17 protein-coding genes and 1 tRNA gene are annotated in these 20,214 nt (G+C 63.8%); 16 read left to right on the forward strand and 2 right to left on the reverse strand.

Annotated features, from left to right (window positions below; all coding sequences use genetic code 11):
- Window positions 1–44 precede the first annotated feature (44 nt).
- The 5 genes from AB656_RS01840 (at window position 45) to era (ending at window position 4,565) form a co-directional block, all read left to right on the forward strand.
- Complete coding sequence (locus tag AB656_RS01840) at window positions 45–392, forward strand: histidine triad nucleotide-binding protein (protein WP_033503438.1); 348 nt, start codon at window positions 45–47, stop codon at window positions 390–392.
- Window positions 393–419: 27 nt separating this feature from the next.
- A complete protein-coding gene (locus tag AB656_RS01845) occupies window positions 420–1,535 on the forward strand; it encodes a PhoH family protein (protein ID WP_033503440.1) in 1,116 nt (371 codons plus the stop codon).
- Window positions 1,532–2,095 (forward strand): rRNA maturation RNase YbeY, encoded by a 564-nt coding sequence (gene ybeY, locus AB656_RS01850; protein WP_033503442.1) that lies wholly within the window; start codon window positions 1,532–1,534, stop codon window positions 2,093–2,095. Before AB656_RS01845 ends, ybeY begins: the two co-directional genes overlap by 4 nt.
- Window positions 2,092–3,477, forward strand: coding sequence for a hemolysin family protein (locus AB656_RS01855; RefSeq protein ID WP_033503444.1), 1,386 nt, complete (start codon window positions 2,092–2,094; stop codon window positions 3,475–3,477). Before ybeY ends, AB656_RS01855 begins: the two co-directional genes overlap by 4 nt.
- A 74-nt stretch (window positions 3,478–3,551) precedes the next feature.
- Window positions 3,552–4,565 carry a GTPase Era gene (gene era / locus AB656_RS01860; protein ID WP_033503446.1) on the forward strand — a complete coding sequence of 338 codons (1,014 nt, stop codon included), beginning with the start codon at window positions 3,552–3,554 and terminating at the stop codon, window positions 4,563–4,565.
- A gap of 66 nt (window positions 4,566–4,631) precedes the next feature.
- On the opposite strand, the gene AB656_RS01865 is transcribed toward era, so the two are convergent.
- Both AB656_RS01865 and AB656_RS01870 read right to left on the reverse strand, forming a co-directional pair.
- On the reverse strand, window positions 4,632–6,671 hold the full coding sequence (locus AB656_RS01865) for an AMP-dependent synthetase/ligase (protein ID WP_033503448.1): 2,040 nt from the start codon (window positions 6,669–6,671) through the stop codon (window positions 4,632–4,634).
- Window positions 6,672–6,811: 140 nt separating this feature from the next.
- Window positions 6,812–6,884, reverse strand: a tRNA-Ala gene (locus AB656_RS01870).
- A gap of 165 nt (window positions 6,885–7,049) precedes the next feature.
- On the opposite strand from AB656_RS01870, the gene AB656_RS01875 reads away from it, so the two are divergent.
- The 11 genes from AB656_RS01875 to tsaD all read left to right on the forward strand — a co-directional run bounded on the left by AB656_RS01875 (window position 7,050) and on the right by tsaD (window position 20,100).
- A complete protein-coding gene (locus AB656_RS01875) occupies window positions 7,050–8,093 on the forward strand; it encodes a D-2-hydroxyacid dehydrogenase (RefSeq protein ID WP_081924832.1) in 1,044 nt (347 codons plus the stop codon).
- Between the two features lie 376 nt (window positions 8,094–8,469).
- The gene (locus tag AB656_RS01880) at window positions 8,470–9,420 is read left to right on the forward strand and encodes a magnesium transporter CorA family protein (RefSeq protein ID WP_033503450.1); all 951 of its coding nucleotides are present in this window, start codon (window positions 8,470–8,472) and stop codon (window positions 9,418–9,420) included.
- 10 nt (window positions 9,421–9,430) lie between these two features.
- On the forward strand, window positions 9,431–10,300 hold the full coding sequence (locus AB656_RS01885; protein ID WP_033503451.1) for a transporter substrate-binding domain-containing protein: 870 nt from the start codon (window positions 9,431–9,433) through the stop codon (window positions 10,298–10,300).
- Window positions 10,301–10,382: 82 nt separating this feature from the next.
- Window positions 10,383–13,364 carry a leucine--tRNA ligase gene (gene leuS, locus AB656_RS01890; RefSeq protein WP_033503452.1) on the forward strand — a complete coding sequence of 994 codons (2,982 nt, stop codon included), beginning with the start codon at window positions 10,383–10,385 and terminating at the stop codon, window positions 13,362–13,364.
- A 216-nt stretch (window positions 13,365–13,580) separates the two neighbouring features.
- On the forward strand, window positions 13,581–14,189 hold the full coding sequence (locus tag AB656_RS01895; RefSeq protein WP_051905247.1) for a ComEA family DNA-binding protein: 609 nt from the start codon (window positions 13,581–13,583) through the stop codon (window positions 14,187–14,189).
- Window positions 14,186–16,153 carry a ComEC/Rec2 family competence protein gene (locus tag AB656_RS01900; RefSeq protein ID WP_033503454.1) on the forward strand — a complete coding sequence of 656 codons (1,968 nt, stop codon included), beginning with the start codon at window positions 14,186–14,188 and terminating at the stop codon, window positions 16,151–16,153. The genes AB656_RS01895 and AB656_RS01900 overlap by 4 nt, the downstream gene beginning before the upstream one ends.
- Before the next feature lie 4 nt (window positions 16,154–16,157).
- Complete coding sequence (gene holA / locus AB656_RS01905) at window positions 16,158–17,138, forward strand: DNA polymerase III subunit delta (protein WP_033503456.1); 981 nt, start codon at window positions 16,158–16,160, stop codon at window positions 17,136–17,138.
- Window positions 17,135–17,734: a tRNA (adenosine(37)-N6)-threonylcarbamoyltransferase complex ATPase subunit type 1 TsaE gene (gene tsaE, locus AB656_RS01910; RefSeq protein ID WP_051905248.1), complete on the forward strand. Its 600-nt coding sequence runs from the start codon at window positions 17,135–17,137 to the stop codon at window positions 17,732–17,734. Before holA ends, tsaE begins: the two co-directional genes overlap by 4 nt.
- Window positions 17,731–18,534: a tRNA (adenosine(37)-N6)-threonylcarbamoyltransferase complex dimerization subunit type 1 TsaB gene (gene tsaB / locus AB656_RS01915; protein ID WP_051905249.1), complete on the forward strand. Its 804-nt coding sequence runs from the start codon at window positions 17,731–17,733 to the stop codon at window positions 18,532–18,534. The genes tsaE and tsaB overlap by 4 nt, the downstream gene beginning before the upstream one ends.
- Window positions 18,534–19,064 carry a ribosomal protein S18-alanine N-acetyltransferase gene (rimI, locus tag AB656_RS01920; RefSeq protein WP_081924834.1) on the forward strand — a complete coding sequence of 177 codons (531 nt, stop codon included), beginning with the start codon at window positions 18,534–18,536 and terminating at the stop codon, window positions 19,062–19,064. Before tsaB ends, rimI begins: the two co-directional genes overlap by 1 nt.
- Window positions 19,057–20,100: a tRNA (adenosine(37)-N6)-threonylcarbamoyltransferase complex transferase subunit TsaD gene (tsaD, locus tag AB656_RS01925; RefSeq protein WP_033503457.1), complete on the forward strand. Its 1,044-nt coding sequence runs from the start codon at window positions 19,057–19,059 to the stop codon at window positions 20,098–20,100. Before rimI ends, tsaD begins: the two co-directional genes overlap by 8 nt.
- The last annotated feature ends 114 nt before the right edge of the window (window positions 20,101–20,214 follow it).

Below are 20,214 nucleotides of genomic sequence, written 5' to 3' on the forward strand. Positions count from 1 at the left end.
GGCACAGGGCCCGGCTGGGGCTCAGGCGAGGGTTAGGAGCGCGAATGGTTGAGAGCCATGCGGAGGATGACTGCCTTTTCTGCGGCATCATCGCCGGGCGGGTGCCCAGCGAGAAGGTCTATGAGGACGAGAGTCTGTACGCGTTCAAGGACGTCAATCCCAAGGCTGCTGTTCATGTTCTGATTGTGCCCAAACGCCATTATGCCAACGTGGCCGAGCTGGCCGCGGCGGACCCCGAGCTTCTGGCCAGCATGGTGATCAAGGCTCAAGACATCGCCGATCAGGCCTTCCACGGGGCCTACCGATTGATTTTCAACACCGGGAAGGACGCGGGCCAGTCGGTCTTCCACGTCCACGCCCACGTACTGACCGGAGAGGTCATGGATGAGTAAAGCGATGGGTGGGACGGGGCATTCAGGGTGGCTGTGACCAAACGCGCAATCACGATTCCCTCCGGGGTGGACCCGGTGGCGGTGCTCGGACCGGGCGACTCAGTCTTGCGGGAGGTCGAGCGGGCCTTCCCAACCGTCAACATTCTTGCTAGGGGCAATCGCATCCTCCTGCAAGCGGACTCAGCCGAAGCTGAGGGCCAGGCTCTACGGGCTCAGCGGCTGTTGGAGACCGTGATTGATTCTGCGTACTCGGCCCCCCTCGACGCGGGAGCCGTGCAGGAGCTCTTGGACCGGGACCGCTACGGCGAAGCCGCGCCCGCGCCCACTGCCGGATCGTCCGCCCCCGTGGTCAAGGAAGGACGCAGAGCTGATTCCTGGCTCCACGAGGCCGATTGGGAGGGGCTGTTTGAAGGGGAGGGGCGGCGTGCTCGCGTCCCTGGCGTCATCGCCTACGCGGCAGGGCGGCCGGTGCGACCCAAGACACGAGGACAGACCGGCTATGTGAACGCGATCGCCAGTCATACGATCACCTTCGGCATCGGCCCCGCAGGTACCGGCAAGACATACCTGGCGGTGGCCAAGGCGGTCCAGGCCTTCCGCTCGCGGCAGGTCAGCCGGATCATCCTGACTCGGCCAGCAGTGGAGGCGGGGGAGAACTTAGGTTTCTTGCCTGGCGGGCTCACCGAGAAGGTCGACCCCTATCTGAGGCCTTTGTATGACGCCTTGTCCGATATGCTGGGTGGCGAGCGGATGCGCCATTTCATGGAGAACGGGGCGATTGAGGTCGCCCCCCTGGCTTACATGCGTGGTCGGACGCTCAATGATGCGTTCGTGATTCTGGACGAGGCCCAGAACACGACCCGCCAGCAGATGAAGATGTTCCTGACCCGGCTGGGCTTCAACTCGAAGATGGTCATCACCGGTGACGTGACCCAGGTGGACTTGGGCCTCCCCGCTTCTGGCCTGGTGTCAATCGAGGAGATTCTGGGGGGCGTCGAAGGCATCGCCTTCGTGCACCTGGCCGCCGGCGACGTGGTCCGCCACCAGCTGGTCGGCCGTATTGTCGAGGCTTATGAGCGTTACGCCAGCGCTCGCCCGCAGCGGAAGCAAACGACTAGCGATCCGGGGGAGGGACGGTCATGAGCGTGGAAGTGACCAACGAGACCCAGTGGCTGATTGAGCCGAAGATCTTCTCTGACCTAGGGTTGTGGGTCTTGGACCAGATGCGCGTGTCCACCCAATCGGACATGACGATAATCTTCAACGACCCGGAACCTATGGCCGTCCTCCATGAGCGTTGGATGGGACTGGAAGGGCCGACCGACGTGATGAGCTTCCCGATGGACGAGCTGCGCCCCGGCGAGGGCGGCTCCCTGCCCGAAGGCATCTTGGGCGACATCGTGATCTGCCCCTGGGTGGCCAGTAAGCAGGCCGTAGCTGCCGGCCATTCGACCATGGAGGAGATGCTCCTGTTGGCCGCCCACGGTTGCCTTCACCTCTTGGGCTACGACCATACGACCCGGGTCCAGGAGCATCAGATGTTCGGCCTGCAACGCCAGCTCCTGCTCACATTCCTTGCCCAGCGGCCAGGGCCGATCGAGCGGGCCGCGCTGCCAGCCGGCGCGCCTGACGCCCTGGAGGTTTACGAACGCGCCCATCCGGGCGCTTCGGGTGGGCACGACCAAGGCAGGCGGGCCTCATGAGCGCTCAAATGGTCCTATCGGCGATTGGTCTGGTCTTGGCCGCCCTTCTGCTGGTCTGGCTGTCCCTGGTCATGGCCGCTGCTGAGGGCGCGGTCTCAAGGGTCACTAAGTCCAGTCTGAACAACCTGATTCTGGGACTGCAGACCGACGGTGAGCTCAGTCAATTCTCACGCATGAAGCGCATCGATAAGGTTCACCGGGTCCAGTCCCTGATCGTCGACCGCCACGCCACCACCGGATCCTGCGCCTTCTTCCGCGTCTCCTGCAATATCCTGACCGGCATCCTGGCCTCCTGCTTGGCGGCTTTGTTCGCCCTGCCCCTGTGGGCCAACCTCCTATGCGGTTTTGTTTTCGCCATTCTCGTAGCCATGGTTTCGGTCATGACCCGCCCTCGGGTCAGCGGGGCCCGCAAGCCTGTGGACATCATGCTGCGGCATGTGCGGGCCATCGGCCTGGCTGTGCGCTTAACCCCCTTCGCCCGTTCCGCCAGGGAGGAACGTGGAGGCAAGACGGGCCGTTTCAGCGACCTTTCGGATGACGAGGAACTGGAGAAAATCCAGATTGAGCAGGGACGGGCTATGGTCGATCAGCTGGTCGAAGCCGGCGCTTTCGACCCGGAGATCTCGGAAATGCTGGATAACGTCCTGACGCTGTCAAGCACGCTGACGCGCGAGATCATGGTGCCCCGCACCGACATGATCTGCATCGGTCAGGACACGTCACTGTCTTCGGCGCTCAAGCTCTTCTCCCGTTCCGGCTTCTCCAGGGTTCCGGTGATTGGTGAGGACGTGGACGATTTGAAAGGCGTCCTCTATCTCAAAGACGTGGTCAAAATCATCGCCTTCGAGCGCGAAGCCGGCTCCCGTACTGCAGGGTCCTTGGCACGTGAAGCGAACCTGGTTCCCGAGTCCAAGCCAGTGGACGACCTCTTCCACTCCATGCAGCGCAGTCGCCACCACCTGGCTGTGGTTGTCGATGAATATGGCGGCGTCGCAGGCCTGGTCACGATCGAGGATGCGATTGAGCAGATCGTCGGCGAGCTTGAGGACGAGCACGACCGGATTCAACGCGAGGAACCCCAGAAAATCGGGCCCAACGTCTGGAAGCTGCCCGCCCGCACCCCAATCGCCGTCCTGGAGGAGATCTTCGAGATAGACATAGACGAGGACGATGTGGACACGGTCTACGGGCTGTTGACCAAACTCCTTGGATCAGTGCCCATCGTCGGCTCTTCGGCCGTGACGCGAGGTCTGAAACTAACCGCGGCGGACGCGGCTGGTCGGCGCAAGAAGATCGCCACCATCATCGTGGAGCCAGCCGCGCGTTCGGCAGAACAGGGCGGGCAGGCCGAGCGTGAAGACGCGGCCGCAAGCCAGGAGTAGTCTGAAATCTCACAGTGCGCGGCCAGACCGGGCAGCGGGTTCAAACGTTCAATCGGAAGCAGGGAGTTACGGATATGAGTCAAGCAGGCGACGCCAACCAGGGCGGCCACACGCGGGAGGCGGACCGGCCCAAAGCGGGGGCGGAACCCTACCGGTCGGGCTTCGCGGCCGTCGTGGGTCGGCCCAACGTTGGCAAATCCACTTTGATCAACGCTTTGGTGGGGCGGCAAGTCGCGATCGCCTCCTCGCGTCCGGAGACCACGCGCAAGGCCATCCGGGGGATTGTGACCACCGAAGGGGCCCAAATCGTGCTTGTGGACACCCCAGGCATACACAAGCCGAAGACCCTGTTGGGCAAGCGGCTCAATGAGGTGGTCCAGGACTCCCTCTCGCAGGTGGACGCGATTGCCTTCCTGCTGCCGGCCGACCAGGAGATTGGGCCGGGTGACCGGCGGATCCTGAGTCGTCTGCGCCAGGATTTCGCAAACCAGAAGCCCGATGGAGGATGGAAGTGGCGTCGGCCGCTGATCGCAGTGGTCACCAAGATCGACGAGCTGGACCGCAAGGCCCTTATGGCCAAGCTGATTGAGATCAGCACCTTCGCCGATTTCTCCGACGTGGTCCCTGTATCGGCCCTGGCCAATGACAACCTGGATGAAGTCAAGCGGGTCCTGATCGCCGCCATGCCAGCCGGACCTCAGATGTATCCGGCTGAACAGGTGAGTGAGGAGAAGCCGGAGGACACGATAGCCGAGCTGATTCGCGGGGCCTTCCTGGAGGAGCTCGACGACGAGCTGCCCCACTCCCTGGCCGTCGTCGTCGACGAGATCGAGATGCCTGGCCAGCCCTTGGACCCAGCCGGACACACCTCGGACAAAGCCCTGGTGCGTGTCTCGATTTTCGTGGAGCGCGACTCCCAAAAGCCCATCATCATCGGACGTGGCGCCGAAAACCTGGTTCGTGTCAAAAAGCGCCTGCGCACGCAGGTCAACCGAATCCTAGGAGTGAAGGCCAAGCTGGATCTGCACGTGCGGGTGGCGAAGAACTGGCAAGGCGACCCCAAGCAACTTCAACGCCTCGGCTTCTGAACGATAGCGCCCCGTTTCGCCTGGGTGGGCAAGGCGAAACGGGGCGCTATCGTAAGTGGATGGACCCTACTTTTTAGTATTTTTTGGCTTCTTAGGCGTGTACATGCGCGTCCTGAGCAGGTCGGCGTAACGTTCCAGGACCTTGGGCCGGATGACCTTCATGGACGGTGTCATCAGCCCGTTCTCCTGGGAGAACTCCTCGGGCAGGATGATGAACTTGCGCACCGACTCCGCCCGCGAGACCCCCTCATTCGCCTTGTCCACGTATTCTTCCACTTCGGCGCGGACCGCCGCGTTGGAAGCGGCCTCCTCCATCGACATGTCGGAACCCAGGCCCTCGGAGCTTAGCCAGGAGCGCAGGGCCTCCTCATCCAGTGTGACCAGGGCGGAGATGAAGGGCCGTTTGTCGCCCAAGATCAGGGCCTGGGAGACGATTGGGGAGCGTTCGATGATCTCCTCAATGGGCCTGGGGGAGACGTTCTTGCCGCCCGCCGTGATGATCAGATCCTTCTTCCTGCCGGTGATGTAAAGGAAGCCATCGTTGCTCAGACGTCCCAGGTCGCCGGTGCCGTACCAGCCGTCCGCTGTGAAGACCCCAGCCGTGGCCTGTGGGTTCTTGTGGTAGCGGTGGAAGACGCAGGTCCCCTTGACTTGGATCTCGCCGTCCTGGGCGATGCGAATCGAGAAACCTGGGAAGGGGATGCCCACTGAACCCTGCCGGTAAGGGGTGCCCAGGGGGCTGAAGGCGCAGGGGGCGGTGGTCTCGGTAAGGCCGTAACCCTCGTAGACGGGAATCTTCGCGCCACGGAAGAAGCTGAGGAGGGAGTGGTCCAGCGGCGCTCCGCCGGAGACGATCCACTTGGCCCGCCCTCCCAGCACCTCACGCAAGGATGAGTAGACCAGCGGGTCGAAGGCGGCCCTTCGTAGGGCGTCCTTGCGGGTGGGCTTGCCCCGCTTGGCCACATCGGACATGTAGTCTCGGGCGGCGCAGGCGGCTTGGGCGAAGACGACGCCCTTGGGCCCGTGCCCGGCTTTCTGCGTGGCAGCGTTGTAGATCTTCTCGAAGACCCTGGGCACGCCGATGACAACGGTTGGCTTGGACTCCTGCAAGTCGGAGAGCAGGTTATTGAGCCCCTGGGAGATGTAGACCTGCATGGAGGCCGAGATGACCCCGTATGATATGGCCCGTGCGAAGGTGTGGGCCTGGGGGAGGAAGAGGAGGATGGACCCGTCTGGGTCATCGGTCAGGTTGGGGATGAATGAGGTGAGGTTGCGGGCCAGGGTGCAGTAGTGCTCGTGGGTCATTTCAACGCCCTTGGGGGCCGCTGTGGATCCGGAGGTGTAGACGATCGAGCACAGGTCGGTCTTCTTGACCGAGCGGATGCGCTCGTCCAGCTCTTCGTCCGATACGGAGTTGCCGTAGGCCTGGAGCTCTTGGAGGGCGCCAGTCTCCAGGCAGGCGATGCGTTCCAGGGAAGGGCACTCCTCGATGGCCCCATCGGCCTTCTCCCGCATGGCCTTGGTCTGGACGATCAGCAGCCGGGCGTCGGAGTTGTCGACGATCAGACGAATCTGCTCGGCCGAATCGGTGTCGTAAATCGTAGCGATGACGCCGCCGATGGACAGGACCGCCGCGTCGACGATGTCCCATTCATAGGAGGTTTGGCACATGAAGGCGACCGTATCGCCCTTCTTCAGCCCCGAATGAATCAAGCCTTTGGCGGCCGTGCGGATGTCGTTCAAAACCTCGGAACCAGTGCGGTACACCCACTCGCCGTCTTGACGGAAGTGGAGCATGGGGGAGTCCGGAGCCCGCTTGGCGCGGCCCTCGTACAGGGTGTAGACGGTCATGTCGTCGGGCACTTCGCCGGCGCCCGCCGTACACGCGGTGAGCAGCCCTGATTTCGCGTCCATGTACGTAGTGGTGGGGTAACCGTTGGACCAGTCATGCGTGTTGGGCAGGCCCACATCGCTGCCGGGCGCATGGACGAGGCTCTGATTGCCGGGATTGTCGGCTAAGGCCTTCTGCGGTTCGGGGCCACCATTGCCTGAAGCCTTCTCGGACCGCTTGTGCGCGTAGGACTTAATCGTCTCGAACAATGCCACCTGTGCTCCTAACCGCTAATCTATACACTCAAGCCTATCCTGCCACTTGGAAATTGGGCGTCTGGAGGAAACCCCGGCCTATGCGGCTCCGGACAAATATAAAAAAGCCCGGAATCCGAAAGCGGATTCCGGGCTGCCCGTGGAGCTAGGGGGAATCGAACCCCCGACCTTCTCCATGCCATGGAGACGCGCTACCAGCTGCGCCATAGCCCCGTGTCGCGAACCTTTGACAGCATACACCCACGTTGCTTGAGCGTGCAAGTCAGTGTGTCGCGGCGCCATCGCTAGGGTTCAACGTTGCCGGCAGCGACCGATGGGGCTGGGCCGGCGCCCCTTGCGCGGCCTGCGTCCAGCCGCTTTGACGCCTATGATGGTGGCATGGATGCAACACAGCATTTTGACTCCGGTCCGTCCGCATCGGCCCCAGGCCGTCAAGGCCAGGCCCCGGACCCCGCGCAGGTGCGAATCGTCAACTGCTTGCCCCTGACCGACCAAGAGCGAGCCCGATTCCAGCAAGCCGGGCGTGGAGCCCAGCAGCGCTTCATCGCAGATGCTTCCAACAGGGACCAGCCAAGTTGGAAGATGGACCTGCCCGCTGATTTGGTCCAATGGGCGACCGTTGTGATCGGCAACCCACCAGCCGCGCAGGTGGCCTCTTGTGGGAGTTTGGAATGGCTGCAGACCGCCACGGCCGGCGTCGACGCCTACCAGAAGGAGGGGGTCCTGCCTTCGGGAGCCATGCTTTCGGGGGCTTCAGGCGCCTTCGGCCAGTCCGTCTCCGAGCACATGTTCGCGCTGATGTGGTCCCTGATGAAGGGGCTCGGCCTCTACAGGGACCAGCAGCGGCTGGAGCGCTGGGGCTACTTGGGTCAAGCCTTGTCGCCGCGCGGGGCGACCGTCCTGGTGGTTGGCACCGGTGATTTGGGTTCACATTTCGCTTGTCTGGCCCAGGCGGTCGGGGCCAAGACCCTCGGTGTACGGAGGAGCCCCGAGCACCCGGCCGAAGGCATCGACGCCATGCACGGTTTCGACGAACTGGACGACCTGCTGCCCCGGGCCGATGTCGTGGCCCTGGCGGTGCCTGCCTCGCCCGACACCCACCACTTGATTGATGCCCGTCGCCTGGACTTGATGAGCCCGCAAGCCATACTGATCAACGGAGGGAGAGGCGATGCGGTGGATTGCGCCGCCCTGTCCCAGGCCTTGGAGGAGGGGTCGATCAGGGGCGCCGGCTTGGACGTCACCGAACCTGAGCCCCTGCCAGCCGGGCACCCGTTGTGGCGGCAGGAGCGTTGCGTGATCACCCCGCACGTGTCCGGCGGCACTAACCTGTCGGCCAATGGGGAGCGCATCGTTGCCATTGCTTTGGACAACTTGACCCGTTACATGCAGGGGCGGGCCTTACGCAACCGCGAGCGCTGATGGAGCCCCACAATGGGCGGCTCCAGGTTGGCGGCGGCCCAAGCCCTGATCCCGGCCGTCGGCGCGCCAAACGGCGCCGGCCCTCGACAATGGCTGCCACCAGGGCGACCGTGATCCGAAAACGCTGGTGACGGCCGACGCCATGTCTGAATCCCATAGGCGCCACCCGGGCTTGCGCTTCCCCTAGGGGTTTGGAGACCACCCTGGTTGTTTCGTGGCTGCCCGAAGGCGTCGCATCGTGTTGAGGTCAACAGCCGGGCTATCCTAGGAGGGCTGGCCCGGTAGGCGAGTCTCTAGCGCCCCGCCACGGGGCAGGGCCCAGTACCATAGGCAATCGGGAAGGTCATGGGTTACGCAGCGGAAGGCGGTGACAGCGATGATGAGGGTATTCAGCACGATGGCCGGGCAGATCGAGCAGATAGGTGCCGCCCGCAAAGGCTCTTGGATTTGCCTGTCTGAGCCCACCGATGTGGAGCTGGCTGGCGTGGCCCAAGACACCGGCATCAGTCTGGCCGACCTGCGCGCACCGCTTGATGACGAGGAGCGAAGCCGCGTGGACGTGGAGGATGACTACACGATGATCATCGTTGACATCCCCACGATGGAGGAGCGCGAGGGTCGTGATTTCTACGAGACGATCCCCCTGTCGATCATCGTGACCGAGGACCTGATCATCACGGTGTGCATGCAAGACACCGTCCTGCTTCATCCCTTCATGGAAGGCACGATCCGCGGTTTCAATACCTTCATGAAATCCCGCTTCATCCTGCAAATCCTCTACCGCAACGCCGGCATGTACCTGCGCTACCTGCGCATCATCGACCGCGAGTCCGATAAGCTCGAGCTCAAGCTGCGCTACTCCATGCAGAACCGGGAGATTCTGATGCTCCTGGAGCTCAGCAAGGCCCTGGTCTATTTCGCCACAAGCCTGAAGTCCAATGAGATCGTGCTGGAGAAGCTGACCAGCCTGGACCGCATCAAGCAATACCCGGACGATGAGGACCTCCTGGGCGATGTGATCACTGAGAACAAACAGGCCATCGAAATGGCCAATATATACTCTTCCGTGCTTTCCGGCATGACCGATGCCTTCGGCTCGATTGTGTCGAACAACTTGAACAACGTCATGCGCATCTTCACGATCATCTCGATCTCACTGTCGGTGCCCACCTTGATCTTCTCCATGTACGGCATGAACTTCCAGAACGGCATGTCAGGCATGCCATTGACCGATAAGCCTTGGGGGTTCGTCGCAGTGGTCCTGCTATCAGCGGCGCTCACGGCCCTGGTCACCTGGTTCCTGACCCGCTCGCGGATGTTCAAATGAGGACGGGGATATGGCCGGCAAAGGGTTGAGGGGACTGAGACGGCTGGCCGTGGCCCTCGGGGCTTTCGCCCTGACCGTGGGGCTCGGTGGGTGCGGGGGGCGGGCCTCCGCTTACGACGTCAGCTCCATCGGGCCGAAGATTCACGTGGGGGTGCTCGCCGACCAGCCTGGACTGGGCTTCGTGCGCTCCGGCAACCGCTCGGGTCTGGACTTGGATGTAGCGCGCTACCTGGTGCATGAGCTGGGGTTCGTTCCCTCGCAGATCGTGTGGCATGACGTGTTGCCCAGCGACCGCGAGGAGGTTTTGGAGGCAGGCCAGGTGGACATGGTCGTGGCCGCCTATTCGATCACCTCCGCCCGCCAGGAGCAGGTGGACTTCGCCGGTCCCTATTTTGTGGCGGCCCAGGACCTGCTGGTGCGCAAGGCCGACTCGCACCTGGGCGGCGTCCAAGACCTGCGCGACCGCAAGGTGTGCGTTTTGTCCGGCTCCACCTCGGAGCAGGCGATCAGCAACCAGGCCCCCCAGGCTCGAATCCAGGAACGCGAGAGGATCGGGGCATGCGTCACCGCCTTGCTGAGCGGGCAGGCGGATGCGGTATCAGGTGACGATATCGCCCTGGCCGGCGCGTCCTCGGTCATGGGCGGCGGGCAGCTGACCTTGGCTGGAGCCCGTCTCGGGGCCGAAAACTATGGCGTGGCCGTCCGGCGAGGGCAACCTGAACTGGTCGCGGCAATCGACAAAGCGCTCAACAAGATGCACTCGGACGGCTCATGGGGGAGGGCGGTGCGATCGGCCGCCTCCGCGATCGACTACCATGTCGATTTGACCGCCAGCGATCCATGGCGAGCCGGCTCCGCAGCTCCCCGCTCCAACCGTTGAACGAAGACGCATCCAGGCGCACGCGTCCACAGAGCGGACGACCGCTGGCCCGTGTCCACGCGAATGTGGATAATCAGTGCCTATGAGCGCGAATGAGAACAGTGAAAAACAGGCAGACGATGGGGCGACTAGCGAGCCCGCCTACCGATACAACGCCCAAATGGCCCAGACCATCGAAGGCAAGTGGCAGGAACGCTGGGACAAGGACGGCGAGTTCTGGGCGGCCAACGTCTCCGGAGGCCTGACCGATGGCCGGGGCCGGAACGCTGATGGAGCCACCCCCTATTTCGTGATTGACATGTTCCCCTACCCTTCGGGCAAGGGGCTGCACGTGGGCCACCCCTTGGGATACATAGCCACCGACGTGGTCTCCCGCTACCATCGAATGAAGGGGGAGAACGTCCTGCACGCCATGGGCTACGACGCCTTCGGCCTGCCGGCTGAGCAATACGCGGTCCAAACCGGCCAGCACCCTCGGGTCACTACCGAGCAGAACATCGCCAACATGCGTTGGCAGCTGCACAGGCTGGGGCTCAGCTTCGACGACCGACGCAGTTTCGCCACGATCGACAACGGCTACATCCGCTGGACCCAGTGGATATTCTCGCGTATTTATGAATCCTGGTACGACCCTGACTTCCAACGGCGGGACGGCGGCCTGGGGTCGGCCCGACCGATCAGCGAACTGGAGGAGGCCTTCCGCTCCGGTGCCAAGCCGATTCCCGGTCATGAGGGCGGGGGAGCGGTTTGGGACCAGCTGGCCGAGGCCGAGCGCTCCGAGATCCTCAACGGGTACCGCCTGGCGTACATCTCCAAATCGCCGGTCAACTGGTGCCCGGGCTTGGGCACGGTCCTGGCTAACGAGGAGGTCACGGCCGAAGGGCGCTCCGAGCGCGGCAACTTCCCGGTATTCCAGCGCGAGCTCAAACAGTGGTCGATGCGCATCACGGCATACGGCCACCGGTTGATCGAGGACTTGGGACTCCTGGATTGGCCTGAGAAGGTCAAGCTCATGCAGCGCAACTGGATTGGCGAGTCGCACGGGGCCCTGATCCGCTTCCAGGTGGAAGGAGGCGACAGCCCCCAGAGCATGGAGGTCTACACGACGCGCCCTGACACCCTGTTCGGGGCCACATTCGCGGTCGTCTCGCCTGAGCACGCCCTCCTGGAGCATGTGCCCCAGGACTGGGGAGCCGGCATTCCCGACTCTTGGAAGGGCGGATACGAGACCCCGACCGCCGCTGTGGCCGCATACCGCAAGGCCGCGCAGGCCAAGACCGCCAAGGATCGCGTGGATGAGGCCGGGGCCAAATCAGGTTTGTTCACCGGCCTGTACGTGGTGAATCCAATCACCGGCGCGCGCCTCCCTGTCTTCACCGCCGACTACGTGCTGATGGATTACGGCACCGGAGCGATTATGGCCGTGCCCGGTGGCGACCAGCGCGACTATGATTTCGCCGCCAAGTATGGACTGCCGGTCATCTATACGGTCCAGCCCCTGCCCGAGTCGGGGGAGAGCCTGGACGATTACCGAGGCAAGGCCCCGTTCGTCTCCCACGATGGTGTCGTCGTCAACTCCAGTGTGGAGTCCACCTACGCCAAGGGCGACGCCCTGAGCCTGGACGGCCTGCGTGTCGATGCCGCGATCGAAAAGGCCACCGCCTGGCTGGAAGCGGCCGGCGTGGGTCGCGGGGAAACCTCCTACCGGCTGCGCGACTGGCTCTTCTCCCGTCAGCGTTACTGGGGCGAGCCCTTCCCGGTGGTCTACGACGAGGACGGGCTGCCCCACTTGATTCCCGACGACCAGCTGCCGGTCAAGCTGCCGGAGGTGCCCGACTACAGCCCGAAGACCTTCGACCCTGACGATGCGGAATCCAGCCCGGAGGCCCCCCTGAGCCGCAACGAAGGCTGGGTCAAGGTGACCATGGACTTGGGCCAGGGGCCGAAGACCTACTACCGCGACACCAACACGATGCCCAATTGGGCCGGTTCCTGCTGGTACTACATGCGCTACATCGACCCCGGTGACGAGCGCCACCTGGTCGAGCCGGAGGAGTTCGACTACTGGCTGGGGCCCAACCACAACGCCAGCGCCGGCGCTTCCGGCGGCGTGGACCTGTATGTTGGCGGCGTGGAGCACGCGGTCCTCCATCTGCTCTACGCGCGGTTCTGGCACAAAGTGCTCTACGACCTGGGCTACGTGAGCTCGCCTGAGCCCTTCCATAAGCTCTTCAACCAGGGCATGATCCAGGCGTACGCCTACACCGACGACCGTGGCCAGTACCTGCCCGCCGCCGAAGTGGAGGGGCACGAGGAGGATGGCCGGACCGTATACAGCTGGCAGGGCCAGCACGCCAACCGCGAGTTCGGCAAAATGGGCAAGAGCCTGAAGAACATCATCACCCCGGACGACATGTACGCCACCTACGGGGCCGACACCTTCCGCCTCTACGAGATGAGCATGGGGCCGCTGGCCGAGTCCCGCCCCTGGAACACGCGCAACGTGATCGGCGGCATGCGATTCCTCCAACGCCTGTGGCGCAACGTGATCGACGAACCCACCGGGCAGTTGAGCGTCAGCGAGGCGGAACCGGATGAAGAGACGCTCAAGCTCCTGCACCGCACGATTCGTGACGTGACCGAGGAGATGGAGGGCATGCGCCCCAACACGGCGATTTCCAAACTGATTGTGCTCAACAACCATCTGACCGGTCTGAGCGACAAACCCCGGGCGGTCATCGAGCCCCTGGTCCTGATGCTCTCGCCAATCGCCCCTCACATCTGCGAGGAGCTCTGGAGCCGGTTGGGTCACAGCGAGTCCCTGGCCCACGCCCCTTGGCCCAGCTATGAGCAGCGCTACTTGGCCCAAGAGCAGGTCACTGCGGTGGTTCAGGTCAAGGGCAAGGTGCGCGGCAAGCTCCAGGTGAGCCCCTCCATCAGCGCCGACGAGCTTCAGGCGCAGGCCCTGGCCCTGCCCGCCATCCAGGACCGCTTGGCTGGCAAGGAGCCCCGCAAGGTCATCGTCAAGGCCCCCCGGATCGTTTCGATTGTGCCTGCCGACTGATCGCTGCGCACATTCGACCACATAGGCCCTCCCGTCTGGATTTCGACGGGAGGGCCTTGGCATGATGGGCCCATGCGCAACCATCAAGGCAGTCAGGATCACCGTCTTCAGCGGACGGGACTACAGGCGCGAGCGCCGAAGCGCAGGCGTCTTCCGCCGCCGCCCCCGTCCCTGGCATCGTCGCCTGGGATGGACGCGGACTCATCGGAACCGCGTATGCACAGGCCTGCAGCCTTAACCGCCTCCGATGGCTGGATTCCACTGGCGAAGGGCAGCCTGGCCGCCTTGAGCGGGGTGCGTCCGGGGGATGGCGACGCCCGGTCATGGGCTGTTGATTCGGAAGCTGCTCGGGACCGGCCCCGTCTGCTGGTCAAGCCGGTCCATGCCATGATTGTGATTCTGGTCCTGACTGTAGCCTTGTGCGCCAGCTTGACCCTCTTCATCCAGCAGGCCCGCAACTTGGAGCAGACGGGCTCGTTTGCTGCGTCCCATGCCAATTCGCCTCCTGCCACCGGTTCATCAAAGTCTTTCCATCCCCCCACGTCGGCCACCAAGCCCCAGCCTTCACCCCAGCGAGGCACCCAAGCTCCTGATGCAACGGTCCAGTCCCAGGCCGGGCCCCTGCCGCCGGGGGTTGTGGACCTCAATACGGCGGACGTCAACCAACTCGACAGTGTCAACGGAATAGGACCGGTCATGGCCAAGAGGATCATCGACTACCGGACGAGCATAGGCCGGTTCAGCTCGGTCGACCAGCTTCTCCAAGTCAGCGGAATAGGCCCCAAGACCCTGGAGAAAATCAGGGACAGGCTGGTCGTGCGATGAATCAGGATGACAGGCAGCCCAACAGTGAGGCCCTGATGGATGCAAGGCGGGAACGGGGGAGCCAAGACTGGCGGATGCTGCCCTGTCTGCTGGCGGCCTGGTCGGCCAGCCTAGCCGCGCAGCTCCTCTTCGACCGTTGGCTGAGTCCTTCCGCCGCCGCGCGTTCGCAGAGCGCGGCCAAGTCCCAGGAGGGCGCGTCACAGCCGGTTGGCCGGTACTTCTTGGCCCTGGGGGTGACCGGAATCGTCTGCGTCGTAGCCGTAGCCTTGGTTTGGGTGGGTTGGCGCGGGCTCCAACCGTCGCGCCCGATTCGCATCCGCCGCACCCGTGGCACTCTCGTCGACCGCTTAGGCAGTCTGGTCACGCTGGTCCTCCTGATGGTCGTTACTGCGGCTGTGGAGGGCGGAGCCGGCCTTTCCTCGGCCATGGTGGCGGAAGGGGACGGGGCGGTCCGCGAGGCGTTGTCCGGCCCAACCATCATCACCGCGAGGGTCAGGTCGCGCTCGCCGACTATGGCTTCGGAACGACTGGGCCAGGAGTGCAGGGCCGATGTGACCATTGAGGGGTTGGATGCTTCCGGTTTGGTCCTCGGCTCGAGAGCGCCTGCCCGGCTCTACGCCAATGGGGCTGGTTGCGCCCTCCGTCAGGGTGGGGTCTACCAGGTGCACGGTGAGCTGCGATTGGCGGGTTTCGGCAGGTCACGTCTCTGGCTGACCCTTCCCAAGGAAGAGGCGAACCGGTCCAAAGGTTCCCGCTCGCCACCCCAGGCTGGCGGCGCCTTGCGCCAGTTGGAGGCGCCGGACCGCCTGTCCGCGGGCATGTCCGCCATGCAGGACGCCTTCCTCGCGCTGACCAGGGGTCTTGACGACCAAGGCAGGGTTCTGGTGCCAGGGCTGACCTTGGGGGTGTTGGGCCAGGAGTCCTACCTGTTCGGTGGTGGGTCCGGCGATCACACCGTTCCGGCGTACGCCAGCCGGCTGAGCATGAACTTCAAACGCTCGGGCATCATGCACCTGATGGCCGTCTCAGGCAGTCACTTTCTCCTCATAGCCTCACTGGTCCGATGGTTCCTGCGCCGGATGCGTGCGCCGCGCTGGTTCCAAGCGGTGGCTCTGGCTGCCGCTTGCTTGTCGCTGGCCCGGGCGATGTACCCCTCCGACTCCGTGCTCCGGGCGCAGGCCATGAGCCTGCTGTCGGCCCTGGCCATGGGGTTGGGGCGCAAGGGGCAGTCGGTGGCCGCTCTGTGCTGGACCGCCATGCTGACCCTGTTGGTCCATCCGTCAATGGCCCGCTCGTTTGGGTACGCGCTTTCCTGCGCCGCTGTCCTGGGCATAGCGACTGTCAGCGGCCCCCTGGCCGACGCTTGTCGGGACCATCTGCCCTCTTTTCTGGCGCAACCCTTGTCCGTGACCCTGAGCGCCCAGGCCGCCACGCTGCCGATACAAGTCCTTATGTCGCCGCAGCTGCCGGTCCTATCCGTCCTGGCCAACCTGATTGTGACGCCATTCGTTGACGTGGCGACCCTGTGCGGGCTGCTGGGTCTGTGCTTGGCCATGCCGTGCCCGCCGCTGGCCGTGGTGCTGGTTCGCCTGTCCTCCTGGGGCACCTGGGTCATGGAGCGAACCGCCACCGGCATAGGCGAGGCTGGCCTTGCCGTCCTGCCCTGGCCGGGTGGTTTGATTGGCTCCCTAGCCATCGCGCTGACCGAAGGAGCCCTGGTGCTTCTGGCATTATCGGCCGTCCTGCTCCGGCGCCGGCTGGGGCTGAGCCGCGATCCTGTAATGGGGTCGAACCGTTTGGAGCCGGGCCCAGCTCTGGGCGGCGCATCCTACCGTCCGACCGCCTGGCTGCGTCTGCGCTCCTGGTTCCACGACAGCTGGCAGCGCTTAACGGCCTTGTCCTTCACCAAGGTGACCAGGGCCGGACCTGGGTCTCCCGCTTGTCCACCGATAAAGAGAAATTAGCAGTATGACACAAGATCAGTCGGCTGTCTGGCCGTTCACAATCCTGACCGGCGGGGACGCTTTCCTGGCTGACCGAGCCATGCGCTCGCTGCGTGATCAGGCGAAAGCCGTCCGGTCTCAGGCTGAGGTGGTCGAGTTGGACGCCGGCCAATGCGATGCCTACGCCTTCGATGAGGCGATCAGCCCCTCACTCCTATCCGAGGCTGGAGTCGTGCTGGTCAACAACCTGGATGATGCCCGGGATGCATTAGGCGAGGCGATGGTCGCCTTTTGCGCTCAAGCCGTCAAGGATCCCGAATCCGACAGCGTCGTGATTTGCCGCCATTCGGGAGGTAATAAAGGCAGAAGGCTGCTGGCGGCGTTGGATAAGGCCGGGGCACGCAAGGAGCAGGTGCCCAACCTGAAACGGGCCGACGACAAACTAGGTTTCGTCCTCGATGAATTCAAGCGGCGGGGTAGGCGTCTGGAGCCCCAAGCCGCCCAATTGCTGGTCAGCGTCTTAGGCGATCGCACCGCGGAGTTGGCCGCTATGTGCGAGCAGCTCTGCTTCGATTTCGACCAGGACCCACTGACCTTGGCCGTGGTCCAGGAGTATTTGACCGACGACCCCCAGGCGGGCTCCTTCCTGATTGCCGAACTGGCCATGGGCGGCAATGGCGCGCAAGCCATCGTCGCCATGCGCGAAGCCTTGCGGCAGGGAGTGGATGCTCTGGCCATGATTGGAGCCTTGGCTTTCAAAGTGCGCTTACTGGCCAAGGTCGCCGCCCTGGACGCTGGCAAGATCGACCAGAGCCAAGTGGGCGCGCCGCCCTGGCAGGTGCGCCAGGTTCGACGGCAGTTGAAGAGTTGGACTTCGTCCAGCTTGGCCCGGGCGATTGAAGCGTTGGCCCAGGCGGATGAACGACGCAAAGGGGTGGGCGGCGACCCTGGCTATGCGGTGGAGCGGGCCCTTAGGGTAGTGGCCTCCAAGGGGAAGGAAGCATGAGCGAGATTAACGCGGATGACGGTCGTGCCCTGCTTCTGAAGGCCCCTACGGCTGAGCGGATGCGCGCGATAGGCGCGGCCCTGGCCCATATCGTGCGCGGCGGTGATGTGCTGGTGCTCTCAGGCCCTCTCGGAGCCGGTAAAACCACATTGGCGCAAGGCTTTGGACGGGGGCTTAAGGCTGATGGCCCAATCGTCTCACCGACCTTCACCATCGCTCGTGAGCTCCAGGGCCAGGCCGCTGATGGCAGTCCTCTGCGCTTGGTGCACGTGGATGCCTACCGGCTGGGCTCGGCCGGATACGAGCCGGGACAAGACAGCACAAACCTGCTCCTGGACCAATTGGAGTCCTTGGGTCTGGACGAGGAGCTGGAGGACCCAGGCGAGCGGACCGTGGTGCTGATGGAGTGGGGCCAGCAGATGGCTTCCGCCCTGGCCCCCGCCCGGCTCGAAGTGAATATCGAGCGGCCTTTGAAAGCCGACGACGTGGGTGACGAGGCCCTTACCAGCAAGGGCCTGCGGATGGTTCGCATCCGGCCGGTCGGTGATTCCTGGAAGGAGAGGATGGGATGCGTGCGGAGGGTGATGGAAGCATGAGCGGCAGTGATGGTAAGGCACAGGGCGCGGGGCAGGAAGGTCCCACGCTGATTATCGACACCTCCTACGGGATGACCATAGGGCTGGAAGGCGGGGAGCCGGTTGTGGAGGAGGAGTCCCGCCGGCACGTCGAGCTTCTGGAGCCGACCTTGGACCGTGTCATGCGCCAGGCCGGTTTGAAGGCGAACGATTTGCGCGCGATCATCGTTGGAGTAGGCCCTGCACCCTTCACTGGATTACGCACTGGGATTGTCGCGGCTAAGGCCTTGTCTTTCGCGACCGGAGCGCGTCTGCTGGGGCAGGACATCCTCTCGGCGCAGGCGGCGTGGACGTATAATGGGAGGGATCAGGTCGGCTTGGTTGAGTCGGCTGTCAGACGGCTGACGCTGGCGGTCAACGATGCTCGTCGGCGTCAGCTTTACTTTGCCTTATACGACCAACCCGACCCTGGATCAGGTGCGCCTGGGAAGCCGCTGATCAGCATGGACATCGACCATCCCGACCGCATCGTTGAGCGGGTCAATCAGGTATGCGCGGACCTGCTGGTCCAAGAACCCGGAAGGGCGGTCCAAGTGGATGTGGCTGGACGCGGGTTGGACCGGTACGAGAGCAGCTGGCAGGCCCTGGATTACGTGGGCCGGGTGGCGCAGGACGTCATTTTCGAAGGAGGGGCCGAAGGCTTACGGGTCTTCGCTCGCTGCGCGCTCAGGCAGCGCGAACCACGGCCTGTCGAACCCCTTTACTTACGCCGTCCTGACGTCTCGGTCCCTAAGCCGCTCAAGCGCGTGATGGGGGCCTGATGTACCGGCAGGTGGAAGCGCCCGACTTGGACGCCCTGGTGACCCTTGAGAAGACGGTGTTCGGCCCGGGTGCCTGGACTCGCGGGATGCTTGAGCAAGAGCTCAACGCGCCGGCCCGGACCTATCTGCTGTACGAGCAGGATGGCGAAATTCAGGCCTATGGCGGTTTTTGGCATGATGGCGCAGACGCGGAGTTGATGACCATCGGTGTGCGCCCGGATTGTCGGGGCGCAGGCTTGGGCTCTGGATTATTGTCGCGCTTGATTGACCAGGCGCGGCACCAGTCGGCCGCCAGAATGCTCTTGGAAGTGCGTGTCGACAATGAGCCCGCCTTGGCCCTCTACCGGCGTTTCGGCTTCCGCCGACTGCGTTTGCGCAAACGCTACTACCAACCCGAGGGGATTGACGCATATGCCATGTCGGTGGATTTGCGGAGCCCCGCCGTGAGCGGGTTGCCGGTGGGCCACGAGGGCGCTCAGGCACGGATGGGCCAGACAGACAAGACAGGGATGGGACGGGACTATGAGTGAAGCGGTGGTGCTGGGGATCGAATCGACCTGTGATGAGACGGCAGCCGCAGTCGTGCGCGGGCGGGAATTGCTGTCCAACGTGGTCGCCTCGTCGATGAACGAGCACGCCCGGTATGGTGGGGTGATTCCCGAGATTGCCTCCCGGGCCCATGCTGAGGCCTTCGTGCCGGTGGTAAGCCAGGCGTTATCGGATGCCCGGATGGAGTTGGCGGATGTGGACGCTATAGCGGTATCGGCGGGTCCAGGTTTGGCTGGTTGCCTGGCTGTGGGCGTCTCCGGCGCTAAGGCTTTGGCCTGGGCGGCCGGCAAGCCCCTCTACGGGATCAACCACGTCATCGGCCATATAGCGGTCACCCAGCTTCAATTCGGCGACTTCCCCGAAGGCACACTGGCTTTAATCGTCTCAGGGGGTCACACCTCCCTCCTGCATGTGCGTGACGTGGCGCGGCAGGTGGATGTGGTAGGCAGCACCCTGGATGACGCCGCGGGGGAGTGCTTTGACAAAATCGCCCGTATTCTAGGTTTTCCCTACCCAGGCGGACCGCACATCGACCGGCATGCGCAAACCGGCAACCCCAAGGCCATCCGGGTCCCACAGGGGCTGACACAGGGCAGGGCGGGGGCGGAGCACCCTTACGATTTCAGCTTCTCGGGGGTCAAAACCGCGGTCGCCCGCTGGGTGGAGGAGCAGGAGGACGCAGGTCGTCCTGTACCAATTGACGATGTATGCGCCTCCCTGGCCGATTCGGTAGCATCGGTATTGTCCCGTAAAGCCCTGGACGCCTGCGAGCTTTACGGTTCACACAGCCTGATTGTAGGTGGCGGTTTCAGCGCCAACTCCCAACTCAGGGCCAAACTAGCGCAGGAGGGAGCGGAGCGGGGCGTGCAAGTACGCATTCCTGAAGTTAAGCTCTGCACCGACAACGGCGCTATGGTCGCCATGTTGGGGTCCAACCTGGTCCAGGCTGGCGTGCGTCCATCGCCAGCGGGTTTCTCCATCGACTCGGTCATGCCCCTGTCGAAAATCTGCATGTAAGCCGGTTGTTATCGCGCTGATCGGGCCGGGGGGAGAGGGGGCCAAGGAACAATACGTTGCCAAAGTGATGTTCTGTTGTATAAAAGTACTTTATGATATAAAGTACTTTTTATC

This window comes from Bifidobacterium actinocoloniiforme DSM 22766 (assembly GCF_001263395.1).
In the GTDB taxonomy this organism is placed as follows: domain Bacteria; phylum Actinomycetota; class Actinomycetes; order Actinomycetales; family Bifidobacteriaceae; genus Bombiscardovia; species Bombiscardovia actinocoloniiformis.

Bases quoted from the DNA above. Each gene is read 5' to 3' on its own strand.
- AB656_RS01840 (WP_033503438.1), top strand. From the start codon at position 45: ATGGTTGAGAGCCATGCGGAGGATGACTGCCTTTTCTGCGGCATCATC.
- ybeY (WP_033503442.1), top strand. From the start codon at position 1,532: ATGAGCGTGGAAGTGACCAACGAGACCCAGTGGCTGATTGAGCCGAAG.
- AB656_RS01855 (WP_033503444.1), top strand. From the start codon at position 2,092: ATGAGCGCTCAAATGGTCCTATCGGCGATTGGTCTGGTCTTGGCCGCC.
- era (WP_033503446.1), top strand. From the start codon at position 3,552: ATGAGTCAAGCAGGCGACGCCAACCAGGGCGGCCACACGCGGGAGGCG.
- AB656_RS01875 (WP_081924832.1), top strand. From the start codon at position 7,050: ATGGATGCAACACAGCATTTTGACTCCGGTCCGTCCGCATCGGCCCCA.
- AB656_RS01880 (WP_033503450.1), top strand. From the start codon at position 8,470: ATGATGAGGGTATTCAGCACGATGGCCGGGCAGATCGAGCAGATAGGT.
- AB656_RS01885 (WP_033503451.1), top strand. From the start codon at position 9,431: ATGGCCGGCAAAGGGTTGAGGGGACTGAGACGGCTGGCCGTGGCCCTC.
- leuS (WP_033503452.1), top strand. From the start codon at position 10,383: ATGAGCGCGAATGAGAACAGTGAAAAACAGGCAGACGATGGGGCGACT.
- AB656_RS01895 (WP_051905247.1), top strand. From the start codon at position 13,581: ATGCACAGGCCTGCAGCCTTAACCGCCTCCGATGGCTGGATTCCACTG.
- AB656_RS01900 (WP_033503454.1), top strand. From the start codon at position 14,186: ATGAATCAGGATGACAGGCAGCCCAACAGTGAGGCCCTGATGGATGCA.
- holA (WP_033503456.1), top strand. From the start codon at position 16,158: ATGACACAAGATCAGTCGGCTGTCTGGCCGTTCACAATCCTGACCGGC.
- tsaE (WP_051905248.1), top strand. From the start codon at position 17,135: ATGAGCGAGATTAACGCGGATGACGGTCGTGCCCTGCTTCTGAAGGCC.
- tsaB (WP_051905249.1), top strand. From the start codon at position 17,731: ATGAGCGGCAGTGATGGTAAGGCACAGGGCGCGGGGCAGGAAGGTCCC.
- rimI (WP_081924834.1), top strand. From the start codon at position 18,534: ATGTACCGGCAGGTGGAAGCGCCCGACTTGGACGCCCTGGTGACCCTT.
- tsaD (WP_033503457.1), top strand. From the start codon at position 19,057: ATGAGTGAAGCGGTGGTGCTGGGGATCGAATCGACCTGTGATGAGACG.